This is a genomic window from Lysinibacillus sp. YS11, from assembly GCF_002896375.1.
In the GTDB taxonomy this organism is placed as follows: domain Bacteria; phylum Bacillota; class Bacilli; order Bacillales_A; family Planococcaceae; genus Lysinibacillus; species Lysinibacillus capsici.
The window spans coordinates 3,495,310-3,514,794 of the sequence record NZ_CP026007.1 but is presented as its reverse complement, the minus strand read 5'-3'; the positions used below and the strand labels follow the sequence as shown (position 1 = coordinate 3,514,794).

At 38.4% G+C, this 19,485-nt stretch carries 16 protein-coding genes, 1 riboswitch and 1 other annotated feature; of the genes, 11 read left to right on the top strand and 5 right to left on the bottom strand.

Annotated features, from left to right (window positions below; translation table 11 throughout):
- Window positions 1-2 precede the first annotated feature (2 nt).
- The 4 genes from LBYS11_RS17500 (at window position 3) to LBYS11_RS17485 (ending at window position 3,129) form a co-directional block, all read left to right on the top strand.
- Window positions 3-764 carry an IclR family transcriptional regulator gene (locus LBYS11_RS17500; RefSeq protein WP_004225962.1) on the top strand — a complete coding sequence of 254 codons (762 nt, stop codon included), beginning with the start codon at window positions 3-5 and terminating at the stop codon, window positions 762-764.
- Window positions 765-775: 11 nt separating this feature from the next.
- Window positions 776-1,699, top strand: a complete 924-nt coding sequence (locus tag LBYS11_RS17495; protein ID WP_048391078.1) for an aminopeptidase — start codon at window positions 776-778, stop codon at window positions 1,697-1,699.
- Between the two features lie 202 nt (window positions 1,700-1,901).
- Complete coding sequence (locus LBYS11_RS17490) at window positions 1,902-2,369, top strand: NUDIX domain-containing protein (protein ID WP_048391080.1); 468 nt, start codon at window positions 1,902-1,904, stop codon at window positions 2,367-2,369.
- Window positions 2,353-3,129: an alpha/beta hydrolase family protein gene (locus tag LBYS11_RS17485; RefSeq protein ID WP_048391082.1), complete on the top strand. Its 777-nt coding sequence runs from the start codon at window positions 2,353-2,355 to the stop codon at window positions 3,127-3,129. The genes LBYS11_RS17490 and LBYS11_RS17485 overlap by 17 nt, the downstream gene beginning before the upstream one ends.
- Before the next feature lie 65 nt (window positions 3,130-3,194).
- On the opposite strand, the gene pckA is transcribed toward LBYS11_RS17485, so the two are convergent.
- Window positions 3,195-4,781, bottom strand: coding sequence for a phosphoenolpyruvate carboxykinase (ATP) (gene pckA / locus LBYS11_RS17480; RefSeq protein ID WP_048391084.1), 1,587 nt, complete (start codon window positions 4,779-4,781; stop codon window positions 3,195-3,197).
- 389 nt (window positions 4,782-5,170) lie between these two features.
- Window positions 5,171-5,289, top strand: a riboswitch (SAM riboswitch).
- Window positions 5,290-5,547: 258 nt separating this feature from the next.
- On the opposite strand from pckA, the gene metK reads away from it, so the two are divergent.
- Window positions 5,548-6,744, top strand: coding sequence for a methionine adenosyltransferase (gene metK, locus LBYS11_RS17475; protein ID WP_048391086.1), 1,197 nt, complete (start codon window positions 5,548-5,550; stop codon window positions 6,742-6,744).
- Window positions 6,745-6,923: 179 nt separating this feature from the next.
- Here the strand turns inward: metK and LBYS11_RS17470 are convergent, their stop codons facing one another.
- Window positions 6,924-7,436 carry a gamma carbonic anhydrase gene (locus LBYS11_RS17470; RefSeq protein WP_016994472.1) on the bottom strand — a complete coding sequence of 171 codons (513 nt, stop codon included), beginning with the start codon at window positions 7,434-7,436 and terminating at the stop codon, window positions 6,924-6,926.
- A gap of 133 nt (window positions 7,437-7,569) precedes the next feature.
- Here LBYS11_RS17470 and LBYS11_RS17465 point away from each other — a divergent pair, with 133 nt between their 5' ends.
- Window positions 7,570-8,376: an alpha/beta hydrolase gene (locus LBYS11_RS17465; RefSeq protein WP_054549914.1), complete on the top strand. Its 807-nt coding sequence runs from the start codon at window positions 7,570-7,572 to the stop codon at window positions 8,374-8,376.
- Between the two features lie 126 nt (window positions 8,377-8,502).
- Window positions 8,503-10,011 carry an alanine/glycine:cation symporter family protein gene (locus LBYS11_RS17460; protein WP_048391090.1) on the top strand — a complete coding sequence of 503 codons (1,509 nt, stop codon included), beginning with the start codon at window positions 8,503-8,505 and terminating at the stop codon, window positions 10,009-10,011.
- 61 nt (window positions 10,012-10,072) lie between these two features.
- Here LBYS11_RS17460 and LBYS11_RS17455 read toward each other — a convergent pair whose 3' ends face one another.
- Window positions 10,073-10,651, bottom strand: a complete 579-nt coding sequence (locus tag LBYS11_RS17455) for a tRNA 5-(aminomethyl)-2-thiouridylate-methyltransferase MnmM (protein WP_048391092.1) — start codon at window positions 10,649-10,651, stop codon at window positions 10,073-10,075.
- On the bottom strand, window positions 10,648-11,604 hold the full coding sequence (locus tag LBYS11_RS17450; protein ID WP_048391094.1) for a tRNA modification radical SAM protein MnmL/YtqA: 957 nt from the start codon (window positions 11,602-11,604) through the stop codon (window positions 10,648-10,650). The genes LBYS11_RS17455 and LBYS11_RS17450 overlap by 4 nt, the downstream gene beginning before the upstream one ends.
- A gap of 225 nt (window positions 11,605-11,829) precedes the next feature.
- On the opposite strand from LBYS11_RS17450, the gene LBYS11_RS17445 reads away from it, so the two are divergent.
- From LBYS11_RS17445 to leuS, 4 genes are all read left to right on the top strand, one after another.
- Complete coding sequence (locus LBYS11_RS17445) at window positions 11,830-13,008, top strand: MDR family MFS transporter (RefSeq protein ID WP_048391096.1); 1,179 nt, start codon at window positions 11,830-11,832, stop codon at window positions 13,006-13,008.
- A gap of 147 nt (window positions 13,009-13,155) precedes the next feature.
- Window positions 13,156-13,503 (top strand): ArsR/SmtB family transcription factor, encoded by a 348-nt coding sequence (locus LBYS11_RS17440; RefSeq protein WP_048391099.1) that lies wholly within the window; start codon window positions 13,156-13,158, stop codon window positions 13,501-13,503.
- A gap of 56 nt (window positions 13,504-13,559) precedes the next feature.
- Complete coding sequence (locus LBYS11_RS17435) at window positions 13,560-15,302, top strand: SulP family inorganic anion transporter (RefSeq protein ID WP_103118681.1); 1,743 nt, start codon at window positions 13,560-13,562, stop codon at window positions 15,300-15,302.
- 65 nt (window positions 15,303-15,367) lie between these two features.
- Window positions 15,368-15,578: a binding site (T-box leader), on the top strand.
- A gap of 86 nt (window positions 15,579-15,664) precedes the next feature.
- Entirely contained in the window at window positions 15,665-18,082 is a 2,418-nt protein-coding gene (gene leuS, locus LBYS11_RS17430) for a leucine--tRNA ligase (protein ID WP_054549916.1), read from the top strand.
- A gap of 135 nt (window positions 18,083-18,217) precedes the next feature.
- Here leuS and LBYS11_RS17425 read toward each other — a convergent pair whose 3' ends face one another.
- On the bottom strand, window positions 18,218-19,399 hold the full coding sequence (locus LBYS11_RS17425; protein WP_048391105.1) for a NupC/NupG family nucleoside CNT transporter: 1,182 nt from the start codon (window positions 19,397-19,399) through the stop codon (window positions 18,218-18,220).
- Between the last annotated feature and the right edge of the window lie 86 nt (window positions 19,400-19,485).

Sequence of the window (19,485 nt, the reverse complement as noted above, 5' to 3'; positions counted from 1 at the left end):
ATATGCTAAAGACATTAAATTTATCAATTGCGGTTTTAAAAATGTTTACAAAGGAAAAACCCACATGGGGTGGTCGAGAGTTAGCACTGGCGATGAACATGAATCATACAAATTTATATCGCATTCTTGAAACCTTCGAAAATAATGGGTTTATAACAAAAGATCCTATAACAAAAAAATATTCTCTTGGTATTGCATTATGGGAAATAGGTATGAATATGTATGATTCATTAAACATAGATCAGCTATGTATGCCAGTTCTTGAGAAATTAAAGGATGTCACTGGTGAAACAGCTATTTTTACCGTACTGAATGGACTGGAAGCGTTAACATTACTGAAAGCAGAGCCTGTAAATAAGGTGAAGTTTACAGTTTCAAGAGGAAGTAGATCGCCACTGTATGTAGGAGCATCTTACCGTTCAATGCTTGCTTTTTTAAATGAAGAGCAAATTGCAAAGGTCATAGATGAACCATTAACAGCTTATACAAATAATACGATGACAGATGCCACAGAAATAAGGGCAGAGCTAGAAAAAATTAGAACATGTGGCTATGCACTTAGTAACAGTGAGTATTCGGTCGATGTATTGGCGCTAGCTATGCCTATATTTAATAGTGAGGAACAGGTCGTAGCGTCTATTACCGTTTCTGGACCAATTTATCGTTTTACAGAGCAACGTGTTCCTGATTTTTTGGGACCTTTAACGGAAGCTAGAAATGAAATAGAAGGAATTATTCGTAGATATCATTTGAATTTTAATTAAGGAGCCCTATTATGCATCATTTACATGATATTGCACTAAATGTTTTAAAAGGCAATTTAAATGTTCAATCTTCTGAGTCACTATTAATTTTGACAGATAGCCACAAACAAGACATCGCGAAAATTTTTTATGAAGCTGGACTGTCAATTACTGCAAATACAATGTTCATGGTGATGCCCCTGTTAGAGAAATCTGGGCAGGAGCCAATCCATGCAGTTTCTGAGCTTATGGCAAATGCCGATGTTACACTGTGTATTACTTCCCACTCACTAACACATACACTGGCTCGTAAACATGCCTGTGAAAAGGGTGGACGTGTAGCAACAATGCCAGGGGTAACATTGGAGATGCTGGAGCAAGGTGCCCTTCATGCAGATGCACAGGAGATCGAAGCTACGGTAGAAAAATATGTCCTTTTACTTAATACGACAAAAGATATTCGTATTGTCAAGGATGGTCATGAGCTGACGTTTAGTGTAGACGGCCGTTTCGGAATTCGTTCTACAGGGGTTATTCGTCAACCTGGTGAGTACGGGAATATTCCTTCAGGAGAATCGTATATTGCACCAATAGAAACATCTGCGAATGGAGAGATTTTAGTAGATGGCTCTATTGCTAATATTGGTGTTTTAAAGGAGCCATTATTATTAAAAATAAAGAATGGTCGCTTAGAAGAAGCAATCGGTCCTGATGGTCCACGACTACTGGCATTACTTGGTGAAGGCAATGGTAGAGTCATTGCAGAGTTTGGCATCGGAGCCAATAAAAGTGCTATCCTATGTGGCAATGTATTAGAGGATGAGAAGGTGTATGGGACCATCCATATCGCTTTTGGCAGTAATGCGCCATTTGGTGGAGCCAATGCGTCAGATGTTCATATTGATTGTGTTGTGAAAAGTCCTATCGTCTATTTTGACGGTCAGCAAGTAATCTAAAGAAAAGCGTGTCTTCCTATGAAGCACGCTTTTTTTCATGCTTTACAAGACTGTAGCTTAGGGTTGCTTGTCATTGTAGGTTTACAATATAGTTAATATAGATAGGAATAGGAATGATGATTAAATTCCGTCCATAAAATAGAAGTAATGATAAAGAAAGTAACTTTTGTTTTGCAACAAGAAAGAACGTGAGGTTGAAGAGATGTTAACATTTACAGATTTACATGGCCTACAAGTAGATTTGAGTTTTACAAGAGGCGAATTTAAAGTAGAACCTAAACACGTCCTTGTCCTTTTAAAGCATGAAAATAAATGGTTATGTACTGTCCATAAACGACGTGGTGTAGAAGTGCCAGGAGGGAAATTAGAAGAAGGGGAAACCTTAGAGGAGGCGGCGATTCGAGAAGTTTTTGAAGAGACGGGTGTTCATGTGAAAAATCTTCAATGGTTTGCAGAGTATGCAGTGTATGATGAAAACGTTTTTTGTAAATCCGTTTTCACTGCACAATTTTTGGCGCAAGAGGATATAGAATTTGATTTAGAGACGTCAGGCATGCTTTGGTTAACTGATGAAGAATTTGCTCAGCATCCTAACTTGAGTTTTCACATGAAGGATGAGGGGATGAAGAAAATGCTGGAGGAGCTGAAACATCGTGACACACAATGGTGATATTATCGAAAAACGCCCCTATCCTTCACCAAATCCAGCTATCCGTTTAACGGAAATAACCTATCTTTCACAGGGCTTACGTATAAAAGGATTATTAGCAGAGCCAAAGACTGAAGGTACATATGATGGCTTTTTATATTTAAGAGGCGGCATGCAAAGCATTGGGATGGTAAGACCCTCTCGTATTGCACAATTTGCGGCGCAGGGCTTTATCGTATTTGCCCCATATTATCGTGGGAATCGTGGGGGAGAGGGGCGTGACGAGTTTGCAGGGGCAGACCGTTACGATGCGGTCTATGCCGTAGATGTACTCAAACAATTCTGCAATGACAATATCCATGTTTTTGGTTTTTCACGAGGTGGTATTATGGCTCTGTGGACAGCTATTTTAAGAAGGGATATTACTTCTGTTGTAACATGGGCAGGTGTTTCTGATGCAACGGCCACTTATTGGGAACGTACAGATATGCGCAGAATGATGAAGCGTGTTATTGGAGGAACACCTAATCGTGTACCAGAAGCGTATGATGCAAGAACACCACTTTTTGAGATAGAGCGTATAACAGCTCCCGTTCTTATCATTCATGGCTATCGTGATGAAAATGTGGATATTGAACATGCCAGACAATTGGCATTTTTTTTAGAGGAAGCAAATAAATCATTCGAAACTTGGTATGATCTTAACTATGCACATCAATATCCACCAGCAAAAAATCGTGAAACTGTCCGTGCTCTTTGCAAGTGGATGAAACAACAATAAAGCATAGAGAAAACAAAAAGACAAAGGGAACGAATAAATTGTTCCCTTTGTCTTTTATATAGACGTTATTTTAATGGACCACCAAGTGTAGTGATGGCTTCAGAAACGTTTGAGAATTTCTTGAAGTTTTCGTTGAATAAGCCTGCAAGCTCAGCAGCTTTTGCATCGTATGCAGCTTTATCTGCCCAAGCTTCACGAGGATTTAACACTTCTGAAGGTACGCCTTCAACTGCTTTTGGAATGTGTAAACCAAACACAGCATCTTGTGTTGTTTCAACATCTGCTAATTTACCATCGATTGCTGCACGGACCATTGTACGTGTGTAAGATAGTTTCATACGGCTACCTGTGCCATATTCGCCACCAGTCCAACCAGTGTTTACTAAGTATACCTGTGCACCGTGCTCGTCAATTTTTTGTCCTAACATTTCTGCGTATACTGTTGCAGGAAGTGGAAGGAATGGAGACCCGAAGCAAGTAGAGAATACTGGTTCTGGCTCAGTCACACCACGTTCAGTTCCAGCAAGTTTAGAAGTGAACCCGCTTAGGAAGTGATACATCGCTTGTTCTTTTGTTAATTTACTGATTGGAGGTAATACGCCAAATGCATCAGCTGTTAGGAAGATGATTGTTTTTGGATGACCTGCAACAGAAGGATCAACGATATTTTCGATGTATTGGATTGGATAAGCTACACGTGTATTTTCTGTTAGTGAACCATCATCATAGTCACAAATACGAGTTTCTGGATCAACAGCTACGTTTTCTAATACAGAGCCGAAGCGGATTGCATTGTAGATTTCTGGTTCTTTTTCAGCAGAAAGGTTGATTGTTTTTGCATAGCAGCCACCCTCAATGTTGAATACACCATTATCAGACCAACCGTGTTCATCGTCACCGATTAGCTTACGATCAGGATCAGCTGATAACGTCGTTTTACCAGTACCAGATAGACCGAAGAATAACGCTACATCGCCAGCTTCACCAACGTTTGCTGAGCAGTGCATTGAAAGAATACCTTGTTGTGGTAATAAGTAGTTCATGATACCAAAGATAGATTTTTTCATTTCACCAGCATATTCTGTACCACCAATTAAAATAATTTTCTTTTCAAGTGATACGATGATGAATGTTTCAGAAGCAGTACCATCAACCGCAGGATCTGCTTTAAAGTTAGGAGCTGAGATGACAGTGAAGTCGGCAACATGAGAAGCTAATTCATCTGCTGTTGGACGGATAAATAATTGATGAGCAAAAAGATTGTGCCATGCGTATTCATTGATAACTTGAATGCTTAATTGTGAGTCTTTGTCAGCACCTGCAAAGCCTTTGAATACGAATAACTCGTCACGTTCTTTTAAATATTTTATTACTTTTACATATAGGTTATCGAACACTTCAGAAGAAATCGGTTGGTTGACTTTACCCCAGTCAATTTGATCTTTTGTGCTTTCTTCTTCTACCGTATATTTATCTTTAGGTGAACGACCAGTGTATTTGCCAGTTTCTGCACGAACTGCGCCATCTACTGTTAACATTGCTTCACCACGAGATGTAGCTTTTTCTGCTAATTGTGGTACTGAAAGTTGAACATTAATGTTACCGCCGTTTAATAATTCCTTCAGTTCGTTTGCAATTTCTACTGAATTCATCGATTAAATACCATCCTTTTTTATAGTATTCCCTTGATTTAGAGGGATTTTTTCTTAATTTCAAAAATAGTATAACACAATTGCTTAAATAATCTATACTAATTAAGAAATTATTTTAGAGTTTTTACCACTTTTCAATAAACTGACAAAAAATAATGTTTTTCGAGTAGAATACCATCAATCCTACTGTAATTAGGCACGAAAATTGAGCCACACATATGTTACCACAAGTAGCTAGGTATGTTGTAGGGATTAATTTGCTTCTATTTACATCATCATCCAAGTATGAAAAGTTTTTGTGTAATAAGTTCTTTCCTTTCTATACAGTAATACATAAGAAAATATTTGACAACGTTCGACCTTTTCAGTAACATGAGATTGAACGGATACTCTTATCCCGAGCTGGTGGAGGGTCAGGCCCTGTGAAACCCGGCAACCTGCATGAACTATTTCACGACATGCGTTGGTGCCAACCTGATGCAAGGGAACATCCCTTGAACGATAAGAGTGAAAGGTTACGCAGTCATTATTCCTTTCCTCATGTAAAGTAACGTGAGAAAAGGATTTTTTTATTGTTAAAAATCAATGTAAAGGTAAGTATATGTAGTTCTTTCCTTATTATAATGACGGATCTTTCGAAATCCTCGTGTTAAAAGCAGCAGTAACGGCTTGAGAGTTCAATCCTTAGGAGCGGACTTGACATGGGTAATGAGTACCGTATTCATACACAACTACTTATTGTAAGAGTATTTAGGAGGAAAACCAAATGACAAACCGTCGACTGTTTACATCAGAGAGTGTAACAGAAGGACATCCAGATAAGATTTGTGACCAAATCTCGGATGCCATTTTAGATGCTATTTTAGCAGAAGATCCAAATGCACGTGTAGCGTGTGAAACAACTGTAACAACAGGATTAGTATTAGTAGCAGGAGAAATTACTACTTCTACTTATGTGGATATTAAAGGTATTGTTCGTGACACTGTAGCTGAAATTGGCTATACACGAGGTAAATATGGCTTTGATGCTGAGAACTTAGCGGTGCTTGTGGCAATTGGCGAACAATCACCTGATATTGCTCAAGGTGTTGATCAGGCATTAGAGGCACGTGAAGGCTCTATGACAGATGCTGATATAGAAGCAATTGGTGCTGGTGACCAAGGCTTAATGTTTGGCTATGCATGTAATGAAACACCAGAGCTAATGCCATTACCAATTAGCTTGGCACACAAATTAGCACGCCGTTTAACAGAAGTACGTAAATCAAGTGAACTTGCCTATTTACGTCCTGATGGTAAAACGCAAGTAACGATTGAATATGATGACAATAATGTACCGGTTCGCGTGGATACAATTGTTATTTCAACACAGCATGATGAAGAAGCAACACTTGAACAAATTCAAGCAGATTTAAAAGAATTTGTTATTGCACCAGTTGTACCGAGTGAATTATTAGATGCTAATACGAAATACTTCATCAATCCAACTGGCCGTTTTGTAATTGGTGGGCCAAAAGGTGATGCTGGATTAACAGGACGTAAAATCATTGTTGATACATACGGTGGTTATGCACGTCACGGTGGTGGTGCCTTCTCAGGTAAGGATGCAACCAAGGTAGACCGTTCGGCGGCATATGCAGCACGTTATGTAGCGAAAAACATCGTAGCAGCTGGCTTAGCAGAGCGTGCTGAAGTGCAACTTGCCTATGCGATTGGCGTTGCTCAGCCTGTTTCCATTGCTGTCGATACATTTGGCACAGGTAGAGTGAAAGAAAGCGAGATCGTTGAATGGGTACGCGAGCTATTCGATTTACGCCCAGCAGGTATCATTAAAATGCTTGATCTTCGTCGTCCAATTTATAAACAAACTGCTGCGTATGGACATTTTGGTCGTACAGATTTAAATGTACCATGGGAGCAAATTGATAAAGCAGACGCGCTACGAGAAAAAGCACGTTTATAAACTATTGAACTAAAGTAATGAAGTCATTAGAAAATTATTCTGATGTATTAATAAGCAAAGGGGCAACATTGCTCCTTTTGTTTTTTTTACAAAAATACCTCGCTAGGATTCGTGAACATATTCGGTACACGAAAACGCGAGGGATTTTTTCGTTAGTATTGATTTTTTGTGTAGGTTATTTATTTCTGAAGTGATTTATAATATTGACCTTTTTCTGCGTATTCTCGTACGATGCGTTCCATATCCTCTTTATCTTCAGCATTTAATTCTCGGACAACTTTTGCTGGACGACCTAATGCTAAACTATTTGGAGGAATGACTTTACCAGGAGGTACTAGGCTTCCAGCTCCAATAAATGCACCTTCTCCAATCTCAGCTCCGTCTAAAATAATGGATCCCATACCGATTAAGGCATTTTTGCGAATTGTACAACTATGTAAAGTGACTTGGTGTCCAACTGTTACCTCATCTTCAATAATGAGCGGATATTTTGGGCTTTGGTGTAAACAGCAAAGATCCTGGATACTGACACGTTTACCAATAATCGTTGGGGAAACATCACCACGAATAACCGTATTAAACCAAATAGTTGTTTCGGCGCCAATTGTTACGTCGCCCGTAACAGTTGCGTAATCAGCAATGAAAACAGACGGATCGATCTTTGGCGTTTTATCTTTAAATGGATAAATCATGAAAATCGCCTCTTTTCTTTCTATAATGTAGTATTATCGTATCAAATACGCAACTTTATGGAAATATAAAATTAAAATGTGCTATTTATTTCGATATAATCAAAGTGTAATCATTTTTTAGGAGGACTATGTAATGTGGAAATGGGAAGCTGATGGACAAGCAAAAGCTGTGATTGCTATTCTTCATGGTGCTTATGAAAATCACCGTTGGTATGCATGGCTGATAGAGAAATTAAGATTAGAAGGCTTCCACATAGTCATGGGAGATTTACCGAATCATGGAGGTAATGCAAGGTTTGCTCGAGTCCATGATGAAGACTTCAAATTGTACAATAAGTATACAAGAAACCTGATTGAAAATGCTTTTTCATATAATTTACCAACCTTTGTAATAGGGCATGGACTAGGTGCAACATTAATCCTCCATACACTGCAAAAGAGACAATATGAATGTGCAGGCATTATTTTAACATCACCTTGGTTGCAACTAAAGCTATTACCAGGTAAATTAACAAATGCTTTAACAAGTCTAAGTGCGTTAACAGCCAATGTTAAGTTGACACATGATATTACATTAGAGAAATTAACGCGTAGTGTTGAAGGCAGAGAAGAAATGAAAGATGATGTACCCCTCATGTCTGTTGTTTCTGTGAAATGGTATCGAGAACTTCAGCAGATGATGAAAAATTTAGTGATGCTGCCTAAAGGTGAAATGCCTAATATGCCTATGCTAATTATGACAGCTGAGAAGGATAAAATTACGGACACTCGCCAAACTCGAAATTGGCTTCATCAACAGGAATTCACGGAATTTCAGTTTAAAGAATGGGCAAATTGTTATCATAATTTATTTCATGAGGGAGAGCGCGAAGAGATTTTTATGTATATACGAGATTTTATTAATAATGCTCTTCGAAGAATTGGTTATATAATTAAATAGGTTTATACCCTTCCATTTACTAGGTTACTTACTTAAATATTGTTACTTAAAAATAATATTGTAATTTTCAGAAAAGTGTAATACTATAATGACTTAAAGTAAGGTAATTCAAATTGGAGGGGTAAAATGGATGTAATTGTAGAGAAGTTGAATGGTATTTTATGGGGACCATGGTTTATTTATGGCATCTTATTAATTGGGTTATTTTTCTCAATTATTACAAGGTTCCTACAAGTAAGGCACATTAAAGATATGTTTGTTTTAATGTTTAAAGGGGAGAAGTCAGAAAAGGGAATATCTTCATTCCAAGCAATGTCTATCGCATTATCAGGACGTGTAGGTACAGGTAATATTGCTGGTACTGCGACAGCGATTGGAATGGGAGGACCTGGTGCTGTCTTTTGGATGTGGGCAATCGCTTTCATAGGTGCGGCTACCGCGTATGTAGAGTCAACATTAGCTCAAATCTATAAAGAAGAGAAAGATACAGAATATCGTGGTGGACCAGCCTTTTACATAGAAAAAGGAATGGGCCAAAAATGGTTTGCAGTTATTTTTGCTGTGGCGGCTTTAATAGCAATGTTAATTTTGATGCCTGGTGTGCAGTCGAATGCCATCGCAGGTGCTGTTGAAAACGCTTTCGGTTTGGAAACATGGATCACAGGACTTATTATTGTTGTTTTATTAGGTGCTATTATCATCGGGGGTGTTAAATCAATCGCAAATGCTGCCCAGATTATTGTACCGTTTATGGCATTAGCCTATATCATTATGGCCATTATCATTATTTTTATGAATATTTCACAAGTACCAACGGTTATCGGATTAATTTTTTCTAGTGCATTTGGGGCTCAAGAAATTTTTGGAGGCATTATTGGTTCAGCGATTGCTTGGGGTGTTAAACGTGGAATTTACTCTAATGAGGCTGGTCAAGGAACTGGTGCTCACCCTGCGGCAGCTGCGGAAGTATCACATCCTGCTAAGCAAGGAATTGTACAAGCGGCGTCTGTTTATATTGATACATTATTAATTTGTTCTGCTACGGCATTTATGATTTTATTTACAGGCATGTACAATGTACAAGATGAAAAGGCAGCTGAGGGAGCAGATCCATTTATCCATATTGGAGAATTTAATAGTGGTGGATTAGCAGGCGATGAGCAAATGACTTTTGCGAAAAGTATTGAAGCAGGTGCAGCCTATACACAATATGCAGTTGACTCATCATTACCTGGCTTTGGTGCTCCATTTGTAGCCATTGCGTTATTCTTCTTTGCCTTTACAACAATCATGGCTTACTACTATATTGCAGAGACAAATGTCGCTTACTTATTTAGAGGTAGCACAGAAAAGGTATTCATTTGGATTGCGAAAATTGCCATTTTAGTTGCAGCTTTTTATGGTACAATCCGTACGTCTGGTCTGGCATGGGCAATGGGAGATGTAGGTCTTGGTTTGATGGTTTGGATTAACGTTATAGCTATTTTAATTATCATGAAACCAGCTATTGTCGCATTAAAAGATTACGAGAAACAGAAAAAAGAAGGAAAAGACCCAGTCTTTGATCCTCGTAAACTAGGAATTAAAGGTGCAGATTTCTGGGTTGACTATAATGAAAAACGCAATAACAAGTAGATAAAGAGCAAGGCGATCAGCTAGTTTGATAGAAACTAGCTGATCGCCTTTTAGCATGTAATTATTGAATAGGATGTTCTTTCATTTTCTCTAATGCAATGACGAAGGGTGGATCATTTTGTTGATTTAGAAATGCATATTTTAAGACATGAACATATTTTTGTGGCAGTTGGCTTACATAATCAATGACCTTATCACGCTCTTCTTTTCCACCTGGATGACCATGATAAATAACAAGAACAATCAAACCGCCCACTTTTAAGAGCTTTAATATATTCTCAATGGCTTGGATTGTTGTATTAGGTCTTGTAATAATATCATGGTTGCTACCAGGTAAATAGCCGAGATTGAAGATTGCCGCAGTTACTGGCTTGTGTACAAACTGTGTAACTTCTTCATGCCCTTTATTTAAAACGAGTGCTCGATGTTCTAAACCATGATCTAAAAGTCGGAGGAGTGTCGCGTCAACCGCCTCTTTTTGGACATCAAAGGCATAAACTTGCCCTTCATCCCCAACAAGCTGTGCCAGAAACAATGTGTCATGGCCGTTTCCAGCAGTTGCATCAACAACTGTATCTCCCTCTTTTATATTATCTTTTAATAACTGCTGGGCATATTGTAAAACGCGTTGTAGTATCATTTCATAACCTCTGCCTTATACAACTTCCCTTGCCAACTACCACGACGTTCAAGCTCAGCATCAATGCCATTCAGTACTTCCCATTTATTCACACTCCACATGGGTCCAATCATTAAATCAATCGGTCCATCACCTGTAATACGATGAATGACCATCTCTGGTGGTAAAATTTCTAATTGGTCTGCTACTAGTTTTGTATATACATCTTGATCTAAAAATTCTAGCATACCTTTTTCATATTGCTTCACCATAGGCGTTCCTTTTAATAGATGAAGTAAGTGGATTTTAATGCCTTGGACATCTAATTGTGCAACTGCTCGTGCCGTTTCCATCATCATGTCATAGTCTTCAAGAGGCAATCCGTTAATGATATGTGAGCAAACACGAATGCCATGCTTACGCAATTTTTCAACGCCTTCCACATACGTTGCATAATCATGGGCACGATTAATAAGATTAGCCGTTTTCTCATGCACCGTTTGTAGACCGAGCTCAATCCATAAATACGTCCGCTCATTTAGCTCTGCTAAATATTCGACAACATCATCGGGTAAACAGTCAGGACGAGTAGCAATAGAAAGACCTACTACACCTTCTTGCGCTAAAGCTGCTTCAAATTTTTCTTTTAAAACTGGCAAAGGGGCATGTGTATTTGTGTAGGCTTGGAAATAGGCCATGTATTTGCCATCCTTCCATTTCTGGTGCATTTTGTCTCGGATTTCAGCAAATTGAACATCAATTGGATCTACCTTATTACCAGCAAAATCACCAGAACCTGCAGCACTGCAAAATGTACAGCCACCGAAAGCGACTGTGCCATCGCGGTTAGGGCAATCAAATCCTGCATCTAATGCCACTTTAAATACTTTATGACCAAATTGGTCACGTAAATAGCGATTCCATGTATAGTATCTTTTCCCCTCTGAAGGAAAAGGAAAATTCGTCTCTGTCATTTATTTCACTCCTCTAACGCTCTATTCTATCATGTGCATTTCGTTCCGTCATGGGGTAAGGGTAATATCATGATTTGGATAAAGAAAAATGGAAAGGAACAAAACTAAATACGATTGAAAATAGGATAGAAGTCTTGTAAAAAAGGTAAAATTATTTTCCTTGTACTTTTAAGTATTTCAGCATACACTAACTATTTAGAGAAGCGAAATAATGGAGGTCATCCTATGCCAAAACGTGTTTGGTTTTTAATTATCGGAATGCTTGTGAACACAACAGGCAACTCTTTTTTATGGCCTTTGAATGCCATTTATATGCATGATTATTTAGGCAAATCTTTAGCTATGGCTGGTTTTGTCTTAATGCTGAATTCTGCTGCTGGAGTATTAGGTAATCTATTAGGTGGTTACTTATTTGATAGAATTGGTGGCTATAAAGCTATTATGCTTGGTATCCTGTTAACGATTGCTTCATTAATTGGCTTAACAATTTGGCACGGTTGGCCACATTATGTGTGGTTTTTAACGATACTAGGCTTTAGTGGGGGTATTGTTTTCCCAGGTATGTTTGCCTTAGCTGGGGCTGCCTGGCCAGAAGGTGGACGTAAGGCTTTTAATACTATCTATTTAGCACAAAATGTCGGTGTTGCCGTAGGTCCCGCTCTTGCCGGTATAGTGGCAGATTATCAATTTGACTATGTGTTTAAAGTGAATTTAGGTATGTATATTTTATTCTTTTTCATTGCCTTATTTACATTTAAGCGTTTGGAGGCGGGCAGTATTGCACCTAAAAATGTCTTGAGCGAAAGTAAGCGAATCGTAAACAAGGCACCTTTCTATGCTTTGTTAATAATTAGTGCATCCTCCGTTTTATGCTGGCTAGCATATTCTCAATGGAGTGCAACCATTTCATCTTATACACAAGATTTAGGATTGGGATTAAAGCAATATAGCTTACTTTGGACAATCAACGGTCTTCTAATTGTCATTGGGCAACCACTCATTGCACCGCTCGTAAAGCGGTGGGAACACAATTTAAAGCGTCAGTTAGTATTTGGTGTAACGCTGATTGCACTTTCCTTTGGTATTATTGCCTTTGCAAACGATTTTAAAATGTTTGGAGCAGCGATGCTTGTCTTAACATTTGGTGAAATGTTTTATACGCCTGCATTACCAACGATTGCTAATCAACTGGCACCAAAAGGTCGTCAAGGATTCTATCAAGGGATTATCAATAGTGCTGCTACTGGAGGACGGATGATTGGTCCACTATTTGGTGGTATTATGGTAGATCAATTTGGCATGATTCCTCTCGTTTTAACATTGGTGGTCATCGTACTATTGGCGATTATTCCATGTTTAACATACGATTATCCTTTAAAGAAGAACAAAATAGTAGCAGATTAATAATGTCGCACTGAAAAGAGCAAAAACAAGTGTTAAGCACTTGTTTTTGTTCTTTTTTTAATAGTAGATATTGAAAAAATGTTGTGACAGGATTACAATCATACATATTCAAATATTTGAATATGTAGTTATATGGAGGGGTTTTTTATGGACGAGGGCTTACAACAGTTTAAAGCGGATTTTTTCAAAGCATTAGCACATCCGTTACGCATCAGAATACTTGAACTCCTTGTAGATGGACAGAAAAGTGTCAATGAGATTCAAGATTGCTTAGAGAAAGAGGGTTCTGCCGTTTCTCAGCAATTAAGTGTATTACGTGCTAAAAATATTGTTTATGGCGTGAAGGAAGGAAAAAAAGTTTATTATTCTTTAAGTGACCCAATGATTGGTGCATTACTTGGGGTGGCAAAGGATATTTTTAATAACCATTTGGTTAATACCATTTCGAGATTAGAGGAAATGACAAGTAATGAAGGTGACGAAGAGAATAAGTAAATCAATGATGATGAAAAATTGGGCTTTGCTTATTATTTCGAAGGGAAGATTTATCTATGAAGTCACTGTTTACAGGACGCTTTGAAGGATATTCAGTTCAACATGTAAAGAAGGATTTATTGTCAGGGGTTATTGTGGGAATCGTTGCTATTCCACTTGCCATGTCCTTTGCCATAGCATCGGGTGTGAAACCTGAATATGGGATTTATACGGCTTGCATTGCAGGTATTCTTATTTCTCTCTTTGGAGGTTCTAAATATCAAATAGGTGGGCCTACGGGAGCGTTTGTCCCAATTCTATTGGGGATTGTTCTTACCTATGGCTATGAAGATTTATTACTTGCGGGTTTGATGGCAGGGGTATTGCTTTGTGTCATGGGCTTTTTTAAGTTAGGGACTTTAATTAAGTTTATTCCACGTCCTGTAACAGTTGGTTTTACAGCAGGGATAGCAGTGATTATTTTTACAGGTCAAATCGCTAACTTTCTAGGGCTCACAAATGTTAAAAGGCATGAATATTTTATCGCCAACATACAGGAAATCATTAAGCAGCTTGGTACGACAAATACGTATAGTATTCTTACTGCTGTCGTATGCTTGGCGACAATAATGATAACTCCAAAGTTTTTTCCAAAGGTTCCAGGAGCATTAGCGGGTATCGTTGTCTCTACACTTTTGGCAACTTTCTTCTTTTCAGGACAAGTTGCTACCATTGCAACGGCTTATGGGCAAATTCCTAATACATTACCTCATTTCGCCTTACCGAACATCACGCTCGAACGATTACAACAACTTATTGGCCCAGCGTTTGTCATTGCAATGCTAGGTGGTATTGAGTCTCTATTATCGGCAGTTGTGGCGGATGGGATGACAAATAGTAAGCATAACAGTAATCGTGAGTTAATTGGTCAGGGGATTGCTAATATTGTGACGCCTTTATTCGGTGGTATTCCAGCAACAGGCGCCATTGCACGCACAGCGACCAATATCAAAACAGGCGCAGTATCTCCTATGTCTGGTATCATTCATGGTGTGTTTGTTTTAATCACATTATTGTTATTAGCTCCATATGCATCTCATATTCCGTTAGCAAGCATGGCTCCGGTATTGATGGTCGTAGCTTGGAATATGAGTGAGCGACATCATTTTTCACATATCGCAAAATTAAAATCAGGCGACTCACTGGTATTATTGATTACCTTTTTATTAACGGTATTCACTAGTCTTACATTAGCAGTAGAGGTAGGGCTTGTGCTGGCTGTGCTATTATTTGCGAAACGCATGAGTGAAAAGCTTGTTGTTACAAAAGTACTTCCAGATCATTCAAATAAAAGTGAAAAGGTACAGCCACATGTAGTGCATCAGCAGCATGATTGCCCGCAAATTAGTATGTACACAATTGAAGGGCCGTTGTTTTTTGGTGCTGCACAAATGTTTGAACAAACGATTGAAAGTACTTTGCATCAGCAACCAAGAGTTTTGATATTACGGATGGGGAAAGTGCCCTTTATGGATTCTACTGGAGAAGCATATTTTAGTAATATCATTGAAAATTATACAGCACAGGGCGGTACTATTTTGGTAACGGGTGTGCAAGGAGATTTAAAGGATGCTCTTCAGCACAATGGACTTTACGATAAAATAGGCGCGCAGCATTTTTTTCAGCATACTGGAGAAGCGATTACAAAAGCTTTCCATTATTTAAACGTCAATCAATGTATTGGTTGTCAGCACTTTGCTTTTCATGAATGTCAGGATTTATCAAAGTCTAAGGAAGAAAAGGATTTAATTGTTCAGTAATGGGTAAGCTGTAAACAAAGGCTTGTGCTTTTCAATACTTTCCATTAGAATAAATGCAATATCATGTAAAGACTGTGATGAGGAATAGTAGATTTGTGGTTCTTTTTAGAGAGCTAGCGGTTGGTGGGAGCTAGTAAGAATGCAAGTTGAACTCGCCTTCTGAGTCTGCCCGCGTGAAACAGCGTGTGTCGTTTCTTCCGCGTTAAGGAAGCTTGAGCCGAGTGTAATCACTAATTTGGGTGGTACCGCGGGAGTACAAATTCTCTCGTCCCTTCTATAAGAAAGGGGCGAGTTTTTTTATTTTTTAAATATTTTGTCAATTATGATGGAGAGCAGCACGATCAATCGAAGGAGGAAAAAAAATGAGTTTTAATCATGAACAAATTGAAAAAAAGTGGCAGCAATATTGGGCTGATAACAAAACATTTAAAACTGAAAATGAAACAGCGAAGCCTAAATTCTTTGCTTTAGATATGTTCCCTTATCCATCTGGCGCAGGACTACATGTAGGCCATCCAGAGGGATATACGGCAACTGATATTCTATCACGCTTTAAACGTATGCAAGGCTATAATGTACTTCATCCAATGGGCTGGGATGCTTTTGGTTTACCAGCTGAGCAATATGCACTTGATACAGGGAATGATCCAGCTGAATTTACAGCTAAAAATATTGCGACATTTAAACGTCAAATTCAAGAGCTAGGCTTCAGCTATGATTGGGATCGCGAAATTAACACAACTGATCCAGAGTATTATAAATGGACACAATGGATTTTTATCCAGCTTTATAAGAAAGGTTTAGCTTATGTGGATGAAGTAGCTGTTAACTGGTGTCCAGCACTTGGCACGGTATTAGCTAACGAAGAAGTAATTGATGGGAAATCAGAGCGTGGTGGTCATCCAGTAGAACGCAGACCAATGAAGCAGTGGATGCTTAAAATTACAGCCTATGCTGATCGTTTAATCGATGACTTAGAAGAAGTTGATTGGCCTGAATCTATTAAAGATATGCAACGCAATTGGATTGGCCGTTCAGAAGGGGCAGAAGTGACATTTGCCATTGACGGTTCAGATCAAAACTTCACAGTTTTCACAACACGTCCTGATACATTGTTTGGTGCTACATACTGTGTGCTTGCACCAGAGCATAAATTAGTGGAACAAATTACAACAGCTGACCAACGCCAAGCTGTTGAGGCTTATTTAGAGAAAGTTAAAATGAAATCCGACCTAGAGCGTACAGATTTAGCGAAAGAAAAAACAGGTGTATTTACAGGTGCTTATGCAGTGAATCCGATTAACGGTAAAAAAGTGCCGATTTGGATTGCTGACTATGTGTTAGTGTCTTATGGTACAGGTGCTATTATGGCGGTGCCAGCACATGATGAACGTGACTATGAATTCGCAACTGAATTTGGCTTAGACATCGTTCCTGTACTTGAAGGTGGAGACATTAGCAAAGAAGCATTTACAGGTGATGGTCAACATATTAACTCTGAATTCCTGAATGGCTTAAATAAAGCAGATGGCATTGCGAAAGCCATTGAATGGTTAGCGGAAAAAGGTGTAGGGGAGAAGAAAATTTCTTATCGTCTACGTGACTGGTTATTCTCCCGTCAGCGTTATTGGGGTGAACCAATTCCAATGATTCATTGGGAAGATGGCACGATTACGCCAGTTCCAGAATCAGAATTACCTTTAATGCTACCAAAAACAGATAATATCCGTCCATCAGGTACTGGTGAATCACCATTAGCAAATATTGAAGAATGGGTAAATGTTGTCGATCCAGAGACAGGTAAAAAAGGACGTCGTGAAACAAATACAATGCCGCAGTGGGCAGGTTCGAGCTGGTACTTCCTACGCTATATCGACCCTACAAATACAGAGGCGATTGCAGACCCAGAGTTACTAAAACGTTGGTTACCTGTTGATATTTATATTGGTGGTGCGGAGCATGCTGTATTACATTTACTATACGCTCGCTTCTGGCATAAAGTTCTCTATGATTTAGGTGTTGTTCATACAAAAGAGCCATTCCAAAAATTATTTAACCAGGGAATGATTCTAGGTGAAGGTAACGAGAAAATGTCTAAATCTAAGGGCAATGTTGTCAACCCGGATGAAATCATTACGTCACATGGTGCCGATACATTACGTTTATATGAAATGTTCATGGGCCCACTAGAGGCTTCTGTTGCATGGTCTACAAATGGTTTAGATGGAGCACGTCGCTTCTTAGACCGTATCTGGCGTCTATTTGTCAGTGAAGAAGATGGCGCAATTTCAGCAAAAATTCAAGTGTCTAACGATCAATCACTTGAAAAATCATACCACCAAACAGTGAAAAAAGTGACAGAGGATTATGAAGGCATCCGCTTTAACACAGCTATTTCACAAATGATGGTCTTTATTAATGATTGCTATAAAGCTGATGTGATTCCAACGACTTATGCTGAAGGCTTTGTGAAAATGCTAGCTCCAATCGCTCCACATATTGCAGAAGAACTATGGCAACTATTAGGACACGATTCAACTCTTTCATATGAGCAATGGCCAACATATGATGAAGCAAAGCTTGTGGATGATGAAGTAGAAATTGCTGTACAAGTTGCTGGTAAAGTTCGTGCTAAGATCGTCGTAGCAAAAGATGCTTCAAAAGAGGATATTGAAAAAGTAGCACTTGCCGATGAAAAGGTTCAAGAATACATGGCAGGAAAGAGCTTAGTGAAAATCATCGTTATTCCAGGCAAACTTGTCAATATTGTCGTAAAATAAAGAGATATAAAGTAAAAATGTACATTACTAAATTCAATTTTAGTAATGTACATTTTTTAATTTAGAGCTTAAGCAGTAAAATAAGGACTGCATCCATCTAACTGAGTGCAATTCAATAAATAGCTCCTGATACAATTAAATAATCAATCCCACAATAATAGCTGTTAGGATACTTACGAGTGTAGCACCGTACAACAACTTTAGTCCAAATCGAGCAACGACATTCCCTTGCCTTTCATTCAAACCTTTTACAGCTCCCGAAATAATCCCGATCGATGAAAAGTTGGCAAAAGATACGAGGAATACAGAAATAATACCTAATGTACGTTCACTCATGGACTCAGCAACATCGCCAAGGTTAATCATAGCAACAAATTCGTTTGTTACTAATTTGGTTGCCATAATACCGCCAGCAGCCACAGCATCTGCCCATGGGATACCCATTAGGAAAGCGATTGGCGCAAAGATATAGCCTAATATTTCTTGGAAAGATATACCGATAATCATATCGAATAATGAATTGATTAAATCCATTAATGCTACGAAACCAATAAGCATTGCCCCAACAATGATGGCTACTTTAAAGCCATCCATAATATATTCGCCAATCATTTGAAAGAACGCTTGCTTCTGTTCATCTTCAATTGTTAAGATATCTTCTTTTTCATCCACAGTATATGGATTAATGATGGAAACAATAATAAATCCACCAAACAGGTTTAATACAATGGCCGTAACAACATACTTTGGCTCAATCATCGTCATATAAGCTCCAACTACTGACATCGAAACAGTCGACATAGCAGAAGCGCATAATGTATACATACGTTGTGGTGCAATCTTATCTAATTGCTTTTTAACAGTTATGAACACTTCGGATTGGCCTACCATAGCAGAAGCAACAGCATTATAGGATTCCAATTTCCCCATGCCACTTACTTTACTTAAAAATAAACCTACCCATTTCATCAGAAAAGGAAGAATTTTAAAATGCTGCAAGATCCCAATCAGAACAGATATAAAGACGATCGGTAATAAAACTGTTAAAAAGAAGGGTGATTCGCCTTCATTTGCTAAGCCACCAAAAACAAATGATATACCTGCATTTGCATAGGACAATAAGTGATCAAACACTTTGGTGATTCCTTTGATTAGCACATAGCCGACCGTTGTATTAAGTAGTAAAGCTGCCAATAAAAATTGGATGATCAACATAATCACTATATATTTATATTTTATTTCTTTTTTGTTTTTACTCATTAATAAAGCTAAGGCAAAAACAAGTAACAATCCACAAAAGGATATTAAGTATCTCATAAGTTCCTCCATAAGTATCTGTGATATTTTGTCCTGATGTTCCAATTTCAGAAGAACAGCTAAAGATCTTAATTAGTCAGACGTCA